This window comes from Pseudonocardia yunnanensis, assembly GCF_039534065.1.
In the GTDB taxonomy this organism is placed as follows: Bacteria; Actinomycetota; Actinomycetes; order Mycobacteriales; family Pseudonocardiaceae; genus Pseudonocardia; species Pseudonocardia yunnanensis.
This window is the reverse complement of sequence record NZ_BAAAUS010000030.1, coordinates 1-19,524: the sequence shown is the minus strand read 5'-3', so window position 1 is coordinate 19,524 and position 19,524 is coordinate 1. Positions and strand designations below refer to the sequence as shown.

The following is a 19,524-nucleotide window of genomic DNA, read 5'->3' as shown; positions in this document are numbered from 1 at the left end:
GGTGACCGTCAGGGTGCGCAGCCGGGCTCAGCGGCGGCGCCGGCGGCGGCGGGCGAGCACCAGTGCCGCCGCGCCTGCCAGTGCGGCTGCGGCGAGCGCGGGTCCTCGCCGGGACGCCGGTCCGTCGCCCGTGGCCGGTGTCGCGTCGTCCCCGGCCTCGTCGAGCAGGGTCACCGTGCCTGCGTCGCCGTCGACGCGGATCTGCGAGCCGTCCGCGATACGCCGGGTGGCCACGCCGGTGCCGAGCACGGCGGGGATGCCGTACTCGCGAGCCACGATCGAGCTGTGGGAGAGCGGTCCGCCGACGTCGGTGACCACGCCCGACGCCATGGCGAACAGCGACGTCCATGCCGGGGTGGTGATGCTCGCGACGAGGACGTCCCCCGGCCTCATCCGGCTGAAGTCCTCCGGGCCGTTGAGCACGCGAGCCGGGGCCGTCACCTGCCCTGCGCTGGCGCCGGTGCCGCGCAGGACCGGGCCCGTCTGGTCGGCCGACGCCGCGGGCATGATGCTCTCCCACCGTTCCCACGACGTGCCCTGCGGCAGGATCTGCGGCGGCGTGACCCGCCGCTGCCCGCGCCAGAGGGCCTTGCGCTCCTCGACGGCCTCGCCGAGCGGTGTGGCTTCGCCGAGCACCTCGTCGCGGCGGAGCCAGAACACGTCGTCGGCACGGTCGATCGTCCCGGCCGCCACGAGCCGCTCGCCCAGCTCACGCAGCATCCGGCGCAGCTGCGGCCAGGCCAGGCCGATGTCCGCGAGCGCGTCCTCGCGGACCGGGGCGATGCCCTGCGCCCACCGGAGCAGCCGGGTGAACGTGGCGCGCCGCGGCGCGTCCAGCCGCGCGAGCACGGCCGCCGTTGCCTCCTCACGGCGCGCGCTGGTGCGGCGCTGCCGCTCGTACGGGTCAGGGCCACCGCCGCTCGGCGCGTCGGCCGACGACGAATCGAACCGGCCCAGGTAGAAGCGGAGCGTGTCCAGCAGCGGGGCGGGGTCGTCGGCCGGCACGGCGTTGCGGAAGTCGAGGTTGTAGACGGTGTGCCCGTAGCGGTCGAGGTGCGCCCGGAACCTGCCTCGCCAGTCCTGCCAGGTCGCCGCTTCGACGCCAGGGGGAGTTCCGCCGCCGTCGAGCAGACCGACCACCTCCGGCGACGCCGTCGTGCGTAGGTACTCCGCGAGGGCGGGGTGCTCGCGGACCCACTTCCCGAGGTCGTAGAGCGACTTCTCCGCCTGGATCGGTGCGCTGTCGAAGCCCAGCAGGAACGTCGCGGCAGGTGGGTCCCCGGCCCGGCGGACCAGCCGCTCGTAGAACTGCGTGAAGACCACCTCGCTGCCGGCGGCGATCGGGATGATCGTCTGCACCGCCGTGTAGTACTCCGTGCCCGCGTCGAGCAGCTCACGGACGCCCGCCATCAGCTCGGGCACGGTGAGCCCGTCCAGTGGCTGCGCCGTCCAGCGCTCGACGACCTGCTGGTAGCGCGGGTGGGAGTACATGCGCCACCGTGCCTGTGCGCCCTTGTCGCCGGAGTTCGTCACGAGCTTGAGAACCGCCGGACTGCGCAGCATGACCCGTGTGAGGCCCGCGCGGGTGTACCGGTAGTAGGCGTAGCCGTTGACCGTGGGCATGCTGACGTCGCCGTCGCGCACCACGTCCTCACCGAGGAACTCGCGGAAGAGGGCCCGCAGGGACCGCGTGACCGAGGAGTCGACGAGGTCGGCGAAGAGCGGCGAGAGCGGGTCGGGTAGCTGCTCGACGATGCTCGCGCGCATGTAGTAGGCGATCTTGGGGTCCGGCACCGACCAGTCGGTGGGCGCGTCGGCCTCCGGTTCCGGGAGCGCCGTGATCGGCCGTGCCTGCACGATCCAGACCTCGCTGCCCGCCCGAGCCCACTCGACGTCCTGCGGCGCGCCGAAATGGTCCTGGATCCGAGCGCCCAGCCGCGCCAGTGCGGCAGCACCGTCGTCGTCGAGCACCTGGCGGGCGCGCTGCGCGGCCGGCACGGCGTGCTCCTCGGTGCCCTGCTCGGTGGCGACGGTCATCACCGCCTTCTCCGCCGTGGTGCGGGAGCGCACGCGCGCGCTCGGCATCTCCACGACGACGTCGTCGGTGGTCACCGATCCACTGACGACGGACTCACCGAGGCCCCACGCGGCCGAGACCACCGTTTCGTTGCGCCGTCCGTTGGTGGGGTTGGCCGTGAACATGACCCCTGCGGCGTCGGCGTCGACCATCCGCTGCACGACCACGGCGAGGGCCACGGCGGACGGGTCGATGCCCTGGCGTGCCCGGTAGGCCATCGCCCGCGCCGTCCAGAGCGACGCCCAGCAGTCCCGGACGGCCGCCAGGAGCGCGTCGGTGCCGCGCACGTTGAGGTAGGTGTCCTGCTGGCCGGCGAAGCTCGCGCCCTCGAGATCCTCGGCAGTGGCCGACGAGCGGACGGCGACCGGGGCGTCACCGAGCAGCAGCCGGGCGTCGAGCACCTCCTTCGCCACCGCGTCGGGTACCGCCGCCGAGCGGAACAGTTCGCGGATGCGTGCCGAGGGCTCCTCGTACGCTCCCGGTTCCGCGTCAGCGGGCAGCGCGGCGAGGCCGAGCACCTGGTCGCCGATCCCGCTCGACGCGACGAACTCGCGGTATGCCGCCGTGGTCAGCACGAACCCTGGCGGCACGGGCAGTCCGGCCCGCGTGAGCTCGCCGAGGTTCGCGCCCTTGCCGCCGGCGACGTCCACGTCGTCGCGGGCCAGTTCCTCGAAACTTCGAATGATCCTTTCCACGTGCCCCCCTTGGCTGTGGTGGTGGTTCTCAGGTGTTCCGGGGCTCGGGGAGAGCGGCCAGCATCTTGGCCGCGTCCTCCGTGCTCAGCATGGCGTGGGAGTAGATGTCGATCAGCGTGCGCGCGAGCAGCAGGTCGCCTTCCGGGCTGAATACCTCGACGCCGATGGCGCGCGACAGGTGCTCGTGCAGGACGGAGACGGACAAGGCCATCGCGGTGATCACCGCGGCGCGCGTGCGGCGATCGACGCCGGGAGGATCGGGCCGCGCGGCGTCGGCTTCCGCGAGCCATTGCTCGCTCAGCTCGACCATCACGTCGAACAGCGCCGTGGCGGACCCCTCGGCCAGGGCGCGACCCACATAGCGCTGGTAGGGCCCCATCGCGGCGCGGGCGCTGGCCACGTGGTTGACGCGGCTGGTCGTGGACTCGGACCGGACCTGGTCGTTGAGCCGGCGGATCACGGAGGCCAGGTGCGCGTCGCACGCCTCGCGCAGGGCCTGCTTCGAGCCGAAGTGGTGGCGTACCAGCCCGGACGACACGCCTGCCGTCTCGGCGATCCCCCGGATCGTGGCCCGGTCGAACCCGTGCTCACCGAAGTGCAGCAGCGCGGCATCCCTGATGCGGGCCCGTGCGGTCAGGTCCGCAGGATCGATTCCGGGTGACGCCACACTTCCCCCTGTACGCGCGGACGACTGGCTGTCCGCACGGACAGTACGCTACACAACAGTGTAGCCGCTAGATGTGCTGACCGCAGAGGTTGGGTACGACGTGCCGGCGCGTCTGCGGTCATGCGGGCGAATCGGCGGACTACCGGCATCACGACAGATGGCCGGGGCACCGCGGGGCTCAGAGATAGGACTCGTAGTCCGGTTGTGCTGCCCAGAAGTACTCGGGGCCGAGTTCTTCGCCGAGCCGTCCCTTGATGCGGGAATAGATCGCCAGGGCCGCCGACCACGGCCGCGCACAAGCGGCGATGTCAGCCAGGTTGCCATCGTCGAACCTCAGGACGCACGCGATCGACACCGGCCGCCCCTTGATGCCGCCGTCGAAGTAGCCCATGCGCTTCTCGCCGCGGTCCAGGCTGAACTCGTTCCACTCCCTCGCCCCGTAGATCGAGGTCGCGTGTCCGAGAACCCGGCTCGACACCGGCTCGGGGGAAACGTTCTTGCGGAGGACCGGACTGTCGAAACTGAGTGCCGGGCTGTACGCGAAGTTGGGCTTGGCCGAATACTCGCCCGTGTCAGCCGGTAGGCGAGGCACGTCCCAGGCCTCGGCAGGCAGATCGTCGAAGGCCAGCTTTGCGCGGTCCCGCAACGTGGTGAACGGCAGCATCCTGTTGAAGAAGCTCTTGATCCGGGTCGGTCGCCCGTGTTCGTCGAAGGTGGCCAAGAGGATCTGCCGGATGGGCTCGCCCTCGACCTCGCCGGCGATCATCAGGCCTTCACGGCGCTCGCCGACGAACTGCTCCCTGACTCCACTGTTCTCCACGCCGGCCGTTTCCGCGGCCAGCAGACTCGCCGCCTGTGATCGGGACAATCCCGGCCAGTCGGTGAGGGCGCTATCGAACACCGCGCCGGGTGCAGCCAGCGAAAGCAGCGACTGCGCGGTGATTCCTGAATCGAGCAGGCTCGTGAGCGAACTTCGGGAAGATGCGGTCATGTGAACTCCTTGTGAGATCAGGCGGCCGACCCGACGACGGCGGTCTCCCACTTCTCGAGCTCGGCCAGGCGCGACTGCAGCGAGGCGCGGATCCCGGCGACAGCGTCAGCACCGACCGCCAGGCGCAGTGGAGGCTCATCCATGGTCGACACCGCGATGATCGCGTCGGCCACCTGCGCGGCTTCGCCGAAGGCGGAGGGCGGCAGCTGCGAGAAGTCGCTGAGGAACTTCCCGACGGTCGGTGAGTAGACCTCGTCGGGAGCGATGACATGCAGGGAGGTGGCGAACTCGGTGGCGAAGACGCCGGGCTCGACGATCGTGACCCGGACACCGGTCGGGGCGAGCTCCAGCGCCAATGCCTCGCTGAAGAGCTCGACGGCCCCCTTCGACGCCGAGTACAGGCCGGACGACGCCCAGGCGAACTGACCGTTCATCGACGAGATCTGCACGATGCGGCCCCGGGACGCGCGCAGAGCCGGCAGCGCGGCGCGCAGCACCGCCAGATTCGCCAGCACGTTGGTGTCGAACAGCGCGCGGACCTCGGCGGCGCTGATCTGCTCCACTGCTCCGAACAGCCCGTAGCCGGCGCTGTTGACCAGCACGTCCAACCCGCCGGCGGCGCTCGCCGCCGCACTCAGCGTCGCCTGTGCGTCCGGTGCGGTGATGTCCAGGGTGATCGGTGTGACGCGGGCGCCGGCCGGTGCCTCCGCGGCGAGCCGGCCGAGCAGGTCACCGCGGCGCCCAACGGCGATCACGTGGGCGCCGCGGGCGAGCGCCCGGTCGGCGACAAGCCGCCCGAAGCCAGAGGTGGCGCCTGTGATCAGCCAAGTCTCGGACATGGGATGACTCCTTACGATTCGGAGGGAAATCGGTGTCGCACCAATCAACCCACGCGATGGAGCCGCCCGAGGACGCGAAAATGGCTCTCCCGACCATAGGACGCGGAGGGCCACCATGACGTCCCGCGACGCAAATCGAGCGGAGGCACCATGGAGGGCATGGCGCACAACGACGAACTGAGCGAGTTCTTGCGCGTCCGGCGTGCGGCGCTGCGGCCTGAGGCCGGAGGCCTGCTGCCACCTACCGGCCGGCGGGTCCCCGGGCTTCGTCGTGAGGAGCTGGCTTCGCTGGCCGGCGTCAGCGTCGACTACTACACACGGCTCGAACAGGGCCGCCCGATCACCCCTTCCGAGGCGGTCCTGGACGCGATCGCATCGGCGCTGCAGCTCAATCCTGCCGAACGCGCATACCTGCACACCGTGGCCCGGCAGTCACGGCCCTCCCGGCGCCGGACCGCGCCGAAGGCACAGTCAGTTCGTCCTGGTCTGCTCGCCCTGATCGACCAGTTGGGCGACACTCCGGCCTTCGTCATGGGCCGACGCACCGACGTCCTCGTCGCCAACCGCATGGCCCGTCTGCTCTTGGCCGACTTCACATCGATGCCGGCCCGGGACCGCAACGCCACCCGCTGGCTCGTCCTCGACGAGGGTGCACGATCACTGTTCGGCGACGACTGGGAACGGGTCGCCTCCGACATGGTCGGAACGCTGCGCATGGATGCGGCTCGTCATCCCGACGACCCGAAGACGACCGCGCTGGTCGGCGAGCTCTCCATGACGAGCCACGATTTCCGTCGGTGGTGGGCCGACCAGAAAGTGGTCGAGTTCGGCCACGGGAACAAGACGCTGCGCCACCCGCTGGTCGGTGAGATCCACCTGGAGACGGAGGCGATGACCTTCCCTGGCGATCCCGACCAGATGCTGATCGTCTTCCTCGCCGCACCGTCGTCGCCCGCGAGGCATGCTCTGGACCTTCTGGCCACGTGGACCGAACCCGGCGCGAGCCCGCAGCTCGGCACGATCGTCACCCAGCACGGGAACTGAGGCGGCGACCGCGCTCATATGCCCCGTACTCCGACCCCGAGTAGCTGATAGGTCTCGGAATCACCGGCGCGGAGGCCCCTGCGGGGTTCTCGTGTGCGTCAGCCGGGTTCGCGGGCCACGAGCCGCTCCAGCCGCCGTTGCCGCAGCCGGTCCGGGTAGGACGATTCGGCCTCCGCGCGGGGAGTGCGGTCGTCGCGGGCCCAGCGGGCGACGAGGGCGAGCACCGCGAGGATCACCGGGAGCTCCCCGAGCACCCACGCCAGCACCGCCCCGAGCCGCTGGTCGGCGAGCAGGTTCGGGACGTACGGCAGTTGCAGCGCGCCGTAGAAGCCGCCGGCCACGGGCGCGGACAGGCCGAGCAGCCACACCGAGAATCCGGCGTGCAGCGCCATCACCGCGAACACCATGACGATGCGTGCGATCGCGGGGAGAGCGCGTGCGGGCAGGCTACGGCCGAGGACGGGCCAGAACAGTGCGAGGCCGGTGGCGAAGAACGCGACGTTCATCGCGAGGTGCGCCCAGTGCTCCTGCACGATCGCGGCGTACAACCCGGTGGGGTAGAGCCCGAAGACGGTGGCCGCGGCCGCCAGCCAGCCGACCACCGGATGGCGGATGAACCGGACCGCCGGACTGTCGAGGATTCCGACGAGCCGGGCGGCCGGGCCGGGCTCCGCCACCTGCAGGGCAAGGGTCACACCGTGGCCGAGGACGAGCAGCACCGGCGCGAGGGTGGCGAGCAGCATGTGCTGCACCATGTGGACGCTGAACAGGGCCGCGCCGTAGGTGGCGATGCCGGAGCACGTGGCGACCAGCACGGTGGCGCAGCCGGCCAGCCACGCGACCGTGCGCCGTGCGGGCCACTCGCCGCCGGCGCGGCGCAGCCGCCGGACCCCGATCAGGTAGGTGACCGCCCCGAGCACGGCGAGCGGGCCGAACACCAGGTCCGGCCGCCAGCGCATGGCGAGGTCGGCCGCGGTGAGGTGTGCGGGAAGGTCGTAACCGATCAGGTAGACGTACCGGGTGGCCTCGTAGCCGGTCTCGCTCGGCGGCGGCACCCGCGTCAGCGCCGTGCCGGTCGCGAACGCGAGCCCGAGCAGCACCAGTTCCACGGCGACGACCCGTAGCGCCGCCTGCCGCCCGGCGATCCCCGGCCCGACCGCGCCGAGCCGGTGCGTGGCGAGGGCGAGCAGCGGCACCGCCAGCAGTCCGACCACGGCCAGCCACCCGTACCCGCTCGTGAACACGTCGGACGGCGCGAGCGCGTACGAGGCCGACACGACGCCGGATGCGGCGACCACGACGAGCGCACCGAGGGCGACGGTGCGATGGCGGCGCAGCACGACGTCGGCGGCCGGGCCGCGCCGCGCGAGGTGCACCGCGGTGGCGGCGGTACTGCCCAGCCACAGCACGGCGGCGAGCACGTGGAGGGTGACCGCGTCACCCGCGATGTCGTGGGAGCGCTCGGCGTTCGTGGCCGCGGTCAGGGTGATGGGCAGCAGCGCGGCCATGGCGAGCACGAACAGGCCCACGGCGCTGCGCCACGACAGTGCGAGGGCCGCGAGCACCGCGACGACCAGCGCGGCGAGCGTCGAGACCGCCCACCCGCCCGCCTGCTGGATCTGGCCGATGCCGACGACGAGCACGTCGAGGCGGCCTGCCAGCGACGCCGGTGGGACGCCACTGTTCTCCGCGACGAGCAGCCCCGTGACCACGGCCGACGCCACGGCCTGCACGAGCGCCCAGCGTGCGGCGGCCCGCAGGCCCGCGTAGCCGCTGGGCGAGACGACACCGTGCACGTCGCCGGGGGCCAGCACCGCCGCGAGCAGCAGGTTCCCGATGCTCAGCGCGGCCGCGCCCACCGCGACGACCCGAGCCGCAGGCAGCCCAGCGTCCACGACCGGGCCGAGGTCCTGCAGCCCGTACTGCACCGCGACGCTGGGAGCGAGCGCAGCGAGCAGCGCGCCGGTGAGTACGGCCGAGACCGCCACCCCGAGGATCAGCGCCGCCCGCATGGACCGGCCGGGCATCGCCCCGCCGCGCCGATCCGGGGTGATCACGCCGGGCCCGCTCACGCCGCCTCCTCGCTGACGCTCGTCGACCGCGTTCGCGGAGCTGCTGTGCCTCATGGTTCGCTCGCAAGCTCGCTCACGCCGTGGCGATCGCGCGTCGCCACGCGGTGCCGGTCGGACGTCGTCACAGCGGGGCCACCTGCGGTGGGCCGGAAGTGGCGCAGGCGCAGGCTGTGCGACACGACGAACACCGACGACAGGGCCATCGCCGCAGCGGCGATGAGCGGGCTGACCAGGCCCAGCACGGCCAGCGGCAGTGCCGCGGTGTTGTACCCGAACGCCCACCAGAGGTTGCCGCGGATGGTGCGGTGGGTGCGGCGGGCGAGCTCCACGGCGTCGGCGACGACGAGCAGGTCCTCGCGGCCGAGGACGATGTCGGCGGCCTCGATCGCGGCGTCGGTGCCCTCGCCGACGGCCATGCCGAGGTCGGCCGCCGCGAGCGCCGCGGCGTCGTTGACCCCGTCACCGACGACGGCGACGCTCCGGCCCTGCTGCTGGAGCTTCCGGATCACCTCGACCTTGCCCTCGGGCAGCGCCTCGGCGACCACGTCGTCGATGCCCACCTCGGCGGCGACGGTGGCCGCCGTGCGGGCGTTGTCCCCGGTGACGAGGACCGGGTGCAGCCCCAGCCGCCGCAGCGCGGCGACCGCGGCCGCGCTCGTCTCCCGCAGCGTGTCGGCCACGGCGAGCAGGCCCTGTGCCGCGTCGCCCCAGCCGACCAGGACGACGGTGACGCCGCGCGTCTCGAGCTCGTCGCGGGCGGCCTGCACGTCCTCCGGCACCCGCAGCCCGTGCTCGGCGAGCTGCTTCGCCCGGCCGATGACCACCCGCTCACCGTCGACGAGTCCATGGGCGCCCAGGCCCGGCTGAGCAGCGAAGTCGGTGACGGCGGGAAGGGCCCCGAGCTCGGCCGTGGCTGCCATGGTGACCGCCGCCGCGATGGGATGCTCCGACGCCGCCTCGACCGCGCCCGCCATGGCGAGCAGCCGCGAGCGCGTGACGCCGGGAGCGGTGCGGACGTCGACGAGCCGCATGCGCCCCTCGGTCAGGGTGCCGGTCTTGTCGAGGACGATCGTGTCCACGGCCCGGGTGGCCTCCAGCGCCTGCGGGCCCTTGATGAAAACGCCGAGCTGGGCGCCACGACCGGTGCCGACCAGCACCGCGGTGGGCGTGGCGAGGCCCAGTGCGCACGGGCAGGCCACGACGAGCACGGCCACCGCCGCGGTGACCGCCAGCCCGACCGGGTGCCCGGTGAGGAGCCAGCCGATCAGGGTGAGCACGGCGAGGGCCAGCACCGCGGGCACGAACACCCCGGCCACGCGGTCGGCCAGTCGCTGCGCGCCGGCCTTGCCCTCCTGCGCCCGCTGGACGAGGCGCGCCATCCGCGCGAGCTGGGTGTCGGCCCCGACCCGGGTGGCACGCAGCACGAGCCGTCCACCGGAGTTCACCGCGCCGCCGACGACCGCGGTGCCGGGGACGACCTCCTGGGGCACGGGCTCGCCGGTGACCATGCTGAGGTCGAGGGCCGAGCTGCCGTCGATCACAACGGCGTCGGTGGCGACGATCTCGCCCGGCCGGAGGGTGAACGTGTCGCCCACCTCCAGCTCCGACACGGGGATACGGCGGGCCTCGCCGTCGCGCAGCACCTCGACGTCCTTGGCACCCATCGCCAGCAGCGCCCGCAGCGCGGACCCGGCCGACCGCTTCGCCCGCGCCTCGAAGTAACGGCCCGCGAGCAGGAAGGTGGTGACGCCCGCGGCGACGTCGAGGTAGAGGGCGTGGTCGCTGCCCGTCAGCACGGACAGGCCCTGGCCCAGGCCGGGTGTGACGTCGCGGTCGGCGATCATGACCCACAGTGACCACACGGAGGCGATCAGGATCCCGACCGAGACGAGGGTGTCCATCGAGGCCGCACCGTGGCGTGCCCCGGCCAGCGCGGCCCGGTGGAAGGGCAGTGCGCACCACGCGACCACCGGGGCGGCCAGCACGAGCAGCACCCACTGCCAGCCCGGGAAGCGCAGTTCACCGAACAGTGACAGGGCCAGCGACATGTCGCAGATCGGCACGGCCAGCACGGCGGCCACCGCGAGCCGCCGTCGCAGGTCGGCGACCCGACGCTCGTGGTCGCTGTCGTCGTCACCCGTGGCGGCGACGTCGTCGATCCGCCGTGCCGTGTACCCGGCCCGCTCCACCTGTTCGACCAGCGTGCGCGGGTCGACGCCGTCCCGGCACAGCACGCGCGCCCGCTCGGTGGCGTAGTTGACGGTGGCCTGTACGGCGTCGAGCTTGTTCAGCCGGCGCTCGACGCGGGCGGCGCAGGCCGCGCACGTCATCCCGCCGACGAGAATCTCGTACTGCCGCAGTTCGCCGACCGGGCCGGAGGCGACCTCGGCTGCTGCGTCCGCCGTCACGGCCGGTCTCCCTTGTCTCCGGAGGTGCGGGCATGCAGGGCTGCCAGCGCCTCGTTGTAGGCCCGCAGCGCGCTCTCGTCGTCGTCCACGTGGTCGACGTCGGTCGCCGCGGTGCCGAGCAGCGTGCGGTGGCGCACGCCCTCGATCCAGGTGCCGAAGCCCTGGTCCTGGTCGCGGGCCCGGCCCCAGCGCACCGCGATCGCGATCATCAGTACGAGCATCAGGACGTCCCCGCCGAACCACATGATCGCGCCTGCGGCCTCCTGGTCGGCCAGGGCGCTGGGTCCCCACCCCGGGTGGGCGGCCGCATAGGCGCTCGCGAGGGGCCGCGGGGTCAGCATCAGGACCACGCCGGTGAGCGTGTCGACGCCCATGCTCAACGCCAGCAGCACGAACCGCAGGAGATGCGGCGGCGACCACGGGCTCATCTCCGACCCCGCGAGCGGCAGGAACAGCAGGTAGCCGCTGACCAGGTAGAGAACGAGCTCGACCGCCCGGATCGGGGGCTGGGTGGCCGAGATCTGCTGGAAGCCGGTGAGGTGGGTCAGGATGACCACGGCCGCATAGAGCCCGAGGCCGAGGAGCGGTGCGGTCAGCCAGCGCGCGACCCGGCTGCCGACCACGCGGTCCACGGTGGCGCGTGCCCGGGGGCCTCCTGCCGTGTGCACGAGGCGCCACGGCTGCGCCCAGACGAGCAGCACCGGCACGATCATGATCAGCATCAGGTGCTGCACCATGTGCACCCAGAACAGCACGTCGGAGAAGGCCGCCACCGGGCCGTCGAGCGCCACCACGAGCGCGGCGACGGCGACGAGGAACGCGGCTGTGCGCGACCACGGCCATCCGGGGCCGTCCCCGGCACCGCAGCGGCGCACGAGCAGCAGATAGCCCACCGTCGCGAGCGCGAGGAGCAGGTCGACCACGGGGGAGAACCGCCAGAGCGCCAGTGCCGCCCCCCAGCTCGGCGCATCGTCGATCACGGTCGTGCTCCACCTCCGCCCTCGGGTCGTCGCGCCCTGGTGTGCGCGTCGACATCCATAGTCGTCGCCGCGACCCGCTTGGTTCCCGGAGCCGGCGTTCGTCACATCCCTGGCGCGTCACATAACGACCCCCTGTCGTGTCTTAGACACATAAGGCTGTTCCGAGGCCCGCGGAACAGCGACACATGCCGATGTCGCGGAGCTCGGGTTGTGTGACGTGGCCCATTGCGCGGAACCGCGGGGGTGGAACCGCGGACCAGTAGAGCGGCATGTTCGGGGGAGGAGGACCGGCGGAAGTGATGACCGATCAGGTTTCCCGGTGGATTCTGTCTGCGGCATTCGCCGTGGCCGCCGGGTACTACATCGCTCATGCGGCCGGGCGGTGGAGGCCTCGGCTCGGGTGGTGGTTCACGCTCGGCGCCGGCCTGCATGCGCTCATGGGAATCGCGATGATCGTGATGCTCTGGACTGCGACGGTTCCGATCATGCTGTACGTGACGGTCTTCACCGGCGCGATGTTGTGGTTCATCGCAGAGGCGCTCTTCTTCGCACATCCGACGACCGGTGCGCCGGTCGTGATCGGCCACAACGCCTGGTACCGCGCGATGATGATGGGCTCCATGGTCTGGATGGGTGTGGTGATGTCCACCATGTCGCCCCCGGCGTCCGCGATCTCCGAATCCGCGCAGATGTCGTCCGACGACATGGCGTCGATGGCCGGCATGAGCATGTCGGGAATGAGCATGTCGGCGCCGGCCGCAGGTGGAATGGATGCGATGTCCGGGCTCCCGATGTGGACCAAGCCGCCGTGTGTCCTTCTCGCGATCGTGTTCTGTGCCGCGGCGATTCGACTGGTGGCGCACGGACTGCGTCCCGTCTTCTTCCGCCGAGCGCGAACCGGCACGTCGGTGACGGCGGTGATCGGCGGCCTGATGGCGGCCGCGATGGCGGTGACGTTTGCCGTGATGGCCTAGCCGTCTGCGGTGGACCGGAACGAGAGGTAGGAGAAATTGAGTGACACGGCGGTCGGTGCCGAGGTCCGGAAGCGCCGGTGGGCGCTTCGGGCCGGTCTCGCCGGGATCGGAGCGGTGGTGGCCACCCTGGCCTTCGCCGTGCCGGCATCGGCGCACGTGAAGGTGTCCGGCACCGACGCGGTCCAGGCGGGCTCCGGGGTGGTGACCTTCCGGGTGCCCACCGAATCGGCCACCGCGTCGACCACGGGGTTGCAGATCACCTTTCCTGCGAACACGCCGTTCACCTCGGTGGACACCCAACCGAAGGCCGGCTGGACCGCGACGGTCGAGAAGAAGCCGCTCGCCAACCCGGTGCCGGGCGAGGACGGGTCGACGATCACCCAGTACGTCTCGCAGGTCGACTTCAAGGCGACGAGCCCCGCGTCGGCCATCCCGCCGGGACAGTTCGACATGTTCAACCTGTCGGTTGGCCCGTTCCCCAAGGCGTCCAGCGTGTCGTTCGGGGCGCTGCAGACCTACAGCGACGGCACCACGGTGAACTGGGACGAACAGTCGGCCGACGGAACCACCGAACCGGCCCACCCGGCGCCGTTGCTGAAACTCTCGCCCGGCGGGGCCGACATGTCCGCCGCGGGCGCGGCCATGACCGGGATGACCGGTACGACCGGGATGACCGGGCAGGAGAGCTCGTCGGGAGGCTCGTGGACGGGCATCGCAGGCCTGGTCCTCGGCATCGTCGCCCTGGTGATCAGCGCCGCCGCCCTGGCGCTCGCCCTGACCAGGCGTAGGACCACGGCGGGGTCGTGATCCGGGCGTTCCGCACGCGCCCCAGGCTCTGCACCCTGGTCCTCGCCACGCTGCTGTCCGTCGTCGCTCTCGTCGGGTCGGCGGGTCCGGCGAGCGCGCACGCGGTGCTGGACTCCAGCTCACCTCAGGACGGCGCCAAGGTCGACAGTGAGCCGGCCGCGGTGTCGCTGACGTTCGACGAGGCCGTCCAGCCGATCCCGGCATCCGACGAGGTCATCTCCAGCACCGGGGAGCGGGTCGACACCGGGCAGCTGCGACAGTCCGCGGACGGCACGACGATCGTGCTGCCGCTCCGGCCGGGCCTGCCCGCCGGGACGTACTCCGCGACCTGGCGCGTGGTGTCGGCGGACACGCACATCGTCGGGGGCTCCGTCACCTTCGGCATCGGCGTGGACCCCTCGGCCGCGCCCGCACCGCCGCCGGACCGGACGCGTGCACTGGACGTCACCGGCGATGTGGCGCAGGGCCTGCTCTATCTGGGGATCGTCCTGTTGATCGGGGTCGGTGCCGCGGCGGCGTGGTTGTGGCCATGGGTGATCACCGCGCGCCGCACCCGCCTGACCTTGTGGTGCGGGTGGCTACTGATGATGGTGGGCACCCTGGCCGCGTTCCTGCTCCAGGGAGCACGGGCGCAGGACGGCAGCTGGCCCGCGGTGCTCCGGCTCGCCGGCGCGGGAGAGACGCTCGGCAGTGCCTTCGGGCAGGAGCTGATCGCCCGGCTGGCGCTGCTCCTCCTGGTGATCCCGCTGCTGACCAGCGCCTCGCTGGCTCGACTGCGCCGCCTCGGACATGCCGTGACCGGTGCGGTGGCGGCGCTGGCACTCCTGGTCACCGTCGCGTTGACCGGGCACGAGTCCATCGGTCCCGACGTCCCGCTCGCGCTGATCTCCGCGATCCTGCATCTGGCCGCGATGGCGGTCTGGCTGGGTGGCCTCGCCGTCCTCGTCACGGTCGTGGTGCCGTTCGCCCGACGGGGCGGGCGTGAGCTCCACTCCGCCGCCATGAAGCGCTGGTCCTACATCGCCTACAGCTGCGTCGCGTGCCTGGTGGTGACCGGGGAGTTCCAGGCCTCGCGCCAGATCGACCCGGTACAGGCGCTGTGGTCCACCGGCTACGGTGCCGTGCTGCTGATCAAGCTCGGCGTCGTCGCCGCGATGCTCGTCGCCGCCGTTCTGGCACAGCGACGCGTCCTGGCCCCCGCCCCGGGCGGGACGGACGACGAACGCTTCGCCGGCGGCGACGTGCTCTCCGTCATCCGGCGCAGCGTGCGCATCGAGGCCGCCCTCGCCGTCGTCGTGCTGGCCGTCACCGCGGTGCTCGTGTCGGAGCCACCGGCCACCACGACCTACGGGCCGCCGGTCGACGTCGAGGCACCCCTCGGCGCGGACGTCGTGCACGTTCACGTCGACGACACGCGGCGGGGCAGGCAGGACGTCGAGCTCGACGTCATCGACGGTGCCGGCCGACCGGTCCCGGTACAGGCGATCACCGCGGCCCTGTCCACCGCGAGCGTCGCCGCCCTGGGCGTCAGGTTGGTGAACGACCCGGGCGACACGTCGCGGTGGCACAGCACGAACGCCGTCGTGCCGCTCCCGGGGATCTGGACGCTCACACTCGACGTGACGGTGGACCCGACGCAGGCTTACGCGACAGCGGCCCGATACCGGGTGTGGTAGGCGAAACGAGCGGGGCCGGTCTCATCCGGCCAGCCGCGGCTCGATCGCCCACCCCGATCTGCTCGCTCGAGCCGCTGAATCACGATGACGCTGGTCGACGATGCCCCGCAGTCGGGCCATCGTGGCCGGGTCGCTGACTCGGCGGCATGTGCAGTCAGTGGGAACGAACCATCCACATCGTCCGCAGATCATCGCGTTCTCCTTCATGTGACGAGAAGGGCACGTATGCACTTTTGTGGGGTGAGCCCCTGGTCGCGCCCGTGTTTGTCCCCGGTCACATTCCCGGGCAAGCCACGCATGAGGCGCAGGGGAGACGCGAGCGGCGCGAATCGGTGTCGATGCGCGGCGCACTCACCCCGGAGCGAATCGCCATGAAAGAGATCACGTCCGGGAAGCACCGGATGGTTCAGGAGCGCAGCTGCTCGGTGGGGCCCCACGTGCCGGGGGCGTACGGCAGGGGCTCCGTTCCCACGTCCAGGATCGGTCCGACGATCCGCCAGGCCTGCTCGAGGTTGTCCAGCCGGGCGAAGTGCGCGGGGTTTCCGGCCAGCGCATCCTCGAAGACCCGTTCGTAGGCCGCGTGGACCGGGCCGAGCACCTGGCGGAAGTCCACCGACACGGGCAGCTCGGTCGCCACGTCGTCGCCACCGGGCCGCTTCGCAAGGACGTGGAAGGTGACACCGGCGTCAGGCTGCAGCCGCAGTCGGATCCGGTTGGGCGGCGGCGGCCCATCCGTCCCGGTGAACAACATCTGTGGCGGCCGGCGGAGGACCACGACGGCGTCCACGACGGTGCGTGGTAGCGCCTTGCCCGCCCGGATGTGCACGGGCACGCCGCTCCAGCGCCAGTTGTCGATGTGCAGGGTCAATGCCACGTAGGTCTCGGTCGTCGAGCGCGGGGCGACACCGGCCGCGTCCCGGTAGCCGATGTACTGCCCGCGCACGACATCGGCCGGGTCCACGGGACGTACGGCCCGCAGGAGCCGGTTCTTGGCGTCGTGCTGGTCGTCGGCTGCGTCGCTGTGTGGGGCGTCCATCGTCAGGTAGGCGAGCACCTGGAGCAGATGGTTCTGCACGACGTCGCGGACCGCGCCCACCGAGTCGTAGAACGAGCCCCGCTCGGCGACGTCGAAGTCCTCGGCCATCGTGATGTCGATGCGCTCCACCCATGTGCGGTTCCACATCGGTTCGAGCAGGGTGTTGGCGAACCGGAGCACCAGCAGGTCCTCGACCGGTTCCTTGCCCAGGTAGTGGTCCACGCGGAAGATCCGCTCGTCCGCGAAGTGGCGGCGCAACAGTGCGTCGAGCGCCCGGGCGGAGTCGAGGTCGCGGCCGAACGGCTTCTCCACCACGAGCCGGGCGAACTCGTGCAGCCCCACTGTGGCCAACCCGTCCGCGACGGCGCCGAACAAGCCCGGCGGGACGGCCAGGTAGTGCACGGCGAACGCGCCCTGCCCCGCGTGCCTGTGGACCGCGTATGCGAGCCTCTCGAACGTCAGTGGGTCCCCGTAGTCGCCCGACACGAGGTGCACCAGACCCTGCAGCCGCTGCAGCGCCGCGGGCTCGACGTCGTCCAGTGCTGCCTCGACGCTGTGGCCGACGTGTTCGCGCAGCTTCTCGGTGTTCCAGTCGGTGCGGGCCACGCCGATCACGGGCACGGTGAGCTCACCGCGCTCGACGAGCCGGTAGAGCGCGGGGAGGATCATCTTGCGGGCGAGGTCACCGGTGACTCCGAAGAGCACCAGTACGTCCGCACGGGGGCCGGGGTGCTCCGCAGCGACATCGGTCGCTGCGGCGTCGGCGGCCGTCATTCGGCGCTCCTCTCGATGTGCCCGCCGAACTCCCTGCGCTGAGCCGACTGCACCTTGTCGGCGAAGACCTCGCTCCCGCGGGAGGCGAACCTGCTGTAGAGCGCGGCGGTGAGCAACGGGGCGGGCACGCCCTCCTCGATCGCCGCGATGGACGTCCATCGGCCCTCGCCGGAGTCGGAGACGCGCCCGGTGAACTGCTCCAGGTCGGGGTCGGCGAGCAGCGCCTGCGCGGTGAGGTCGAGCAACCACGAGCCGATCACGCTGCCGCGGCGCCACACCTCGGCGACCTCGCCGAGGTCGATCGTGTCGAACGGGTAGTACTGCGGCTCGCGCAGCGGCGCGGTCTCCGCGTCCGCCCCGGTGGCGCGGCGGCCCACCCCTGCGCCGCGGATGATGTTGAGCCCTTCGGCGTAGGCCGCCATCAGGGCGTACTCCACGCCGTTGTGCACCATTTTCACGAAGTGGCCCGCTCCCGGTGGGCCGCAGTGCAGGTAGCCCTGTTCGGCTTGCGACACCGCGCCGTGCCGGCCGGGCGTACGTGCTGCCGCATCCACGCCCGGCGCCAGCGAGGCGAACACGGGGTCGAGCCGCGTGACCGCGCGGTCCGGCCCGCCGATCATGAGGCAGTAGCCGCGATCGAGCCCCCACACCCCACCGCTCGTGCCGCAGTCGACGTAGTCCACGTCGTAGGCGGCCGCGGCAGCCGCCCGGTCGATGTCGTCACGGTAGGAGGAGTTGCCGCCGTCGACGATCGCGTCGCCGGGCTTCAGCACGTCGAGCAGGTTCTTGACCGTGCCCCCGGTGATCGCCGCCGGAAGCATCAGCCAGACGGTGCGAGGTGCCTCGAGCCGGGACACGAGATCCTCGAGTGACGACGCCGCCTCTGCACCCTCGCCGACCAGCGCGGCGACGGCGTCGGCCGAGATGTCGTGAACGACGCACTCGTGTCCGTCGCGGAGCAACCGGCGCACCATGTTGGCGCCCATCCGCCCCAATCCGACCATCGCTATCTTCATGCTCGGTTTCTGCTCCATTTCTCCATCTGCTGCATCGTCATCCGTCGGATCTCTCCCGGCGCCGAGCCGGGGAGGGGGATCAGACCCGGCCCAGGGAGCGGCGCGCGGCGTCCACCACCGCGTCGGTGGTGATCCCGAACTCGCGGAAGAGCGTCTTGTGGTCGGCACTCGCCCCGTAGTGCTCGATGGAGATGCACTCGCCGATGTCGCCGGTGAACCGGTGCCACGGCTGCGCGACTCCTGCCTCGACCGAGACCCTGGCTCGGACAGCGGCCGGTAGCACGGCCTCGCGGTAGGCCTCGTCCTGCTCGTCGAACCATTCGACGCAGGGCATCGAGACGACCCGGGTGGGCACGCCGTCGTTCTCCAGGACCGTTCGGGCGTCGACCGCGACCTGCACCTCGGACCCGGTGGCCATGATGATCACCTGCGGGCCGCCGGAGGATGCCTCGGCGAGCACGTATCCGCCGCGGGTCACGCCTTCGTAGGACGTGCCCTCCAGTACGGGCAGGTTCTGACGCGTGAGCGCGAGGCCTGTGGGACCTTCGGCTCGTTCGAGCGCGGCGCGCCAGGCGTGGGCGGTCTCGTTGGCGTCGCCGGGCCGGATGAACGAGAGGCCGGGGATGGCGCGCAGGGCGGCGTAGTGCTCGATGGGTTGGTGGGTGGGGCCGTCTTCGCCGAGGCCGATGGAGTCGTGGGTCCAGACGTAGATGACCGAGGCTTGCATGAGTGCGGCGAGGCGGACCGCGGGGCGCATGTAGTCGGAGAAGGTGAGGAAGGTGCCGCCGTAGGGGCGGGTGGGGCCGTGCAGGGCGATGCCGTTGAGGATGGCGCCCATTGCGTGTTCGCGGATGCCGAAGTGCAGGGTGCGGCCGTACCAGTGGGCGTTCCACATCGTCGTGGCGGTGGAGGGCGGGCCGAACGAGTCGGCTCCCTCCATCGTGGTGTTGTTGCTCCCCGCGAGGTCGGCCGAGCCGCCCCACAGTTCCGGCAGCACGTCGGCGAGCGATGTGAGCACCTCGCCCGAGGCTTTGCGCGTCGCCACCTCCTCATGCCCGACGTCCCAGCTCGGCAGGGTCTTCTCCCACCCGGGAGGAAGCGACCGGTCGTGCATGCGGTCGAGCAGCTCCTTGCGGTCCAGCTCTCGGGCGACCCAGTCGTTGTAGGTCGTCGTCCAGGCCTGGTGAGCTGCACGGCCGCGGTCGATCACCTTCCGGGCGTGGGCGAGTACGTCGTCTTCGATCTGGAAGTTCTTGTCGGGGTCGAAGCCGAGGATCTTTTTGACTTCGGCGACTTCCTCGGCGCCGAGGGCGGAGCCGTGGGCTTTGCCGGTGTTCATCTTGGTGGGGGCGGGGTAGCCGATGATGGTGCGCAGTTCGATGAAGGAGGGCCGGTCGGTCTCGGCGCGGGCATTGTCGAGGGCCTGGAGGATGCCGGTGACGTTCTCGCCGCTGTCGACGACCTGCAC

At 71.6% G+C, this 19,524-nt stretch carries 14 protein-coding genes; 4 read left to right on the top strand and 10 right to left on the bottom strand.

Annotation, left to right across the window (positions count from 1 at the left end):
• Window positions 1-27: 27 nt before the first annotated feature.
• From ABD743_RS27240 to ABD743_RS27225, 4 genes are all read right to left on the bottom strand, one after another.
• Window positions 28-2,772 (bottom strand): PEP/pyruvate-binding domain-containing protein, encoded by a 2,745-nt coding sequence (locus ABD743_RS27240; protein WP_344725193.1) that lies wholly within the window; start codon window positions 2,770-2,772, stop codon window positions 28-30.
• Window positions 2,773-2,800: 28 nt separating this feature from the next.
• Window positions 2,801-3,439, bottom strand: coding sequence for a TetR/AcrR family transcriptional regulator (locus tag ABD743_RS27235; protein ID WP_344725190.1), 639 nt, complete (start codon window positions 3,437-3,439; stop codon window positions 2,801-2,803).
• Window positions 3,440-3,617: 178 nt separating this feature from the next.
• A complete protein-coding gene (locus ABD743_RS27230; RefSeq protein WP_344725188.1) occupies window positions 3,618-4,430 on the bottom strand; it encodes a hypothetical protein in 813 nt (270 codons plus the stop codon).
• Window positions 4,431-4,447: 17 nt separating this feature from the next.
• Window positions 4,448-5,269, bottom strand: coding sequence for an SDR family NAD(P)-dependent oxidoreductase (locus ABD743_RS27225; protein ID WP_344725186.1), 822 nt, complete (start codon window positions 5,267-5,269; stop codon window positions 4,448-4,450).
• 159 nt (window positions 5,270-5,428) lie between these two features.
• Here ABD743_RS27225 and ABD743_RS27220 point away from each other — a divergent pair, with 159 nt between their 5' ends.
• Entirely contained in the window at window positions 5,429-6,313 is an 885-nt protein-coding gene (locus ABD743_RS27220) for a helix-turn-helix transcriptional regulator (RefSeq protein ID WP_344725184.1), read from the top strand.
• A 98-nt stretch (window positions 6,314-6,411) separates the two neighbouring features.
• On the opposite strand, the gene ABD743_RS27215 is transcribed toward ABD743_RS27220, so the two are convergent.
• From ABD743_RS27215 to ABD743_RS27205, 3 genes are read right to left on the bottom strand one after another with little or no spacing between them, the layout of a single operon-like run.
• Window positions 6,412-8,385, bottom strand: a complete 1,974-nt coding sequence (locus tag ABD743_RS27215) for a cytochrome c oxidase assembly protein (protein ID WP_344725182.1) — start codon at window positions 8,383-8,385, stop codon at window positions 6,412-6,414.
• 50 nt (window positions 8,386-8,435) lie between these two features.
• Window positions 8,436-10,793: a heavy metal translocating P-type ATPase gene (locus ABD743_RS27210; protein WP_486362892.1), complete on the bottom strand. Its 2,358-nt coding sequence runs from the start codon at window positions 10,791-10,793 to the stop codon at window positions 8,436-8,438.
• Complete coding sequence (locus ABD743_RS27205) at window positions 10,790-11,773, bottom strand: cytochrome c oxidase assembly protein (RefSeq protein ID WP_344725180.1); 984 nt, start codon at window positions 11,771-11,773, stop codon at window positions 10,790-10,792. Before ABD743_RS27205 ends, ABD743_RS27210 begins: the two co-directional genes overlap by 4 nt.
• A gap of 299 nt (window positions 11,774-12,072) precedes the next feature.
• On the opposite strand from ABD743_RS27205, the gene ABD743_RS27200 reads away from it, so the two are divergent.
• The 3 genes from ABD743_RS27200 to ABD743_RS27190 are packed head-to-tail and all read left to right on the top strand — an operon-like array spanning window position 12,073 to window position 15,230.
• Window positions 12,073-12,747 (top strand): DUF5134 domain-containing protein, encoded by a 675-nt coding sequence (locus tag ABD743_RS27200; RefSeq protein WP_344725178.1) that lies wholly within the window; start codon window positions 12,073-12,075, stop codon window positions 12,745-12,747.
• Between the two features lie 36 nt (window positions 12,748-12,783).
• On the top strand, window positions 12,784-13,554 hold the full coding sequence (locus tag ABD743_RS27195; protein ID WP_344725176.1) for a YcnI family copper-binding membrane protein: 771 nt from the start codon (window positions 12,784-12,786) through the stop codon (window positions 13,552-13,554).
• A complete protein-coding gene (locus ABD743_RS27190; RefSeq protein ID WP_344725174.1) occupies window positions 13,551-15,230 on the top strand; it encodes a copper resistance CopC/CopD family protein in 1,680 nt (559 codons plus the stop codon). The genes ABD743_RS27195 and ABD743_RS27190 overlap by 4 nt, the downstream gene beginning before the upstream one ends.
• Window positions 15,231-15,636: 406 nt before the next feature.
• On the opposite strand, the gene zwf is transcribed toward ABD743_RS27190, so the two are convergent.
• The 3 genes from zwf to ABD743_RS27175 all read right to left on the bottom strand — a co-directional run.
• On the bottom strand, window positions 15,637-17,040 hold the full coding sequence (gene zwf / locus ABD743_RS27185; RefSeq protein WP_344725172.1) for a glucose-6-phosphate dehydrogenase: 1,404 nt from the start codon (window positions 17,038-17,040) through the stop codon (window positions 15,637-15,639).
• Window positions 17,037-18,056, bottom strand: a complete 1,020-nt coding sequence (gene gnd / locus ABD743_RS27180; RefSeq protein WP_344725170.1) for a phosphogluconate dehydrogenase (NAD(+)-dependent, decarboxylating) — start codon at window positions 18,054-18,056, stop codon at window positions 17,037-17,039. Before gnd ends, zwf begins: the two co-directional genes overlap by 4 nt.
• A gap of 79 nt (window positions 18,057-18,135) precedes the next feature.
• Window positions 18,136-19,524: transketolase family protein (locus ABD743_RS27175; RefSeq protein WP_344725168.1), on the bottom strand; the 1,389-nt coding region annotated here is incomplete at its 5' end.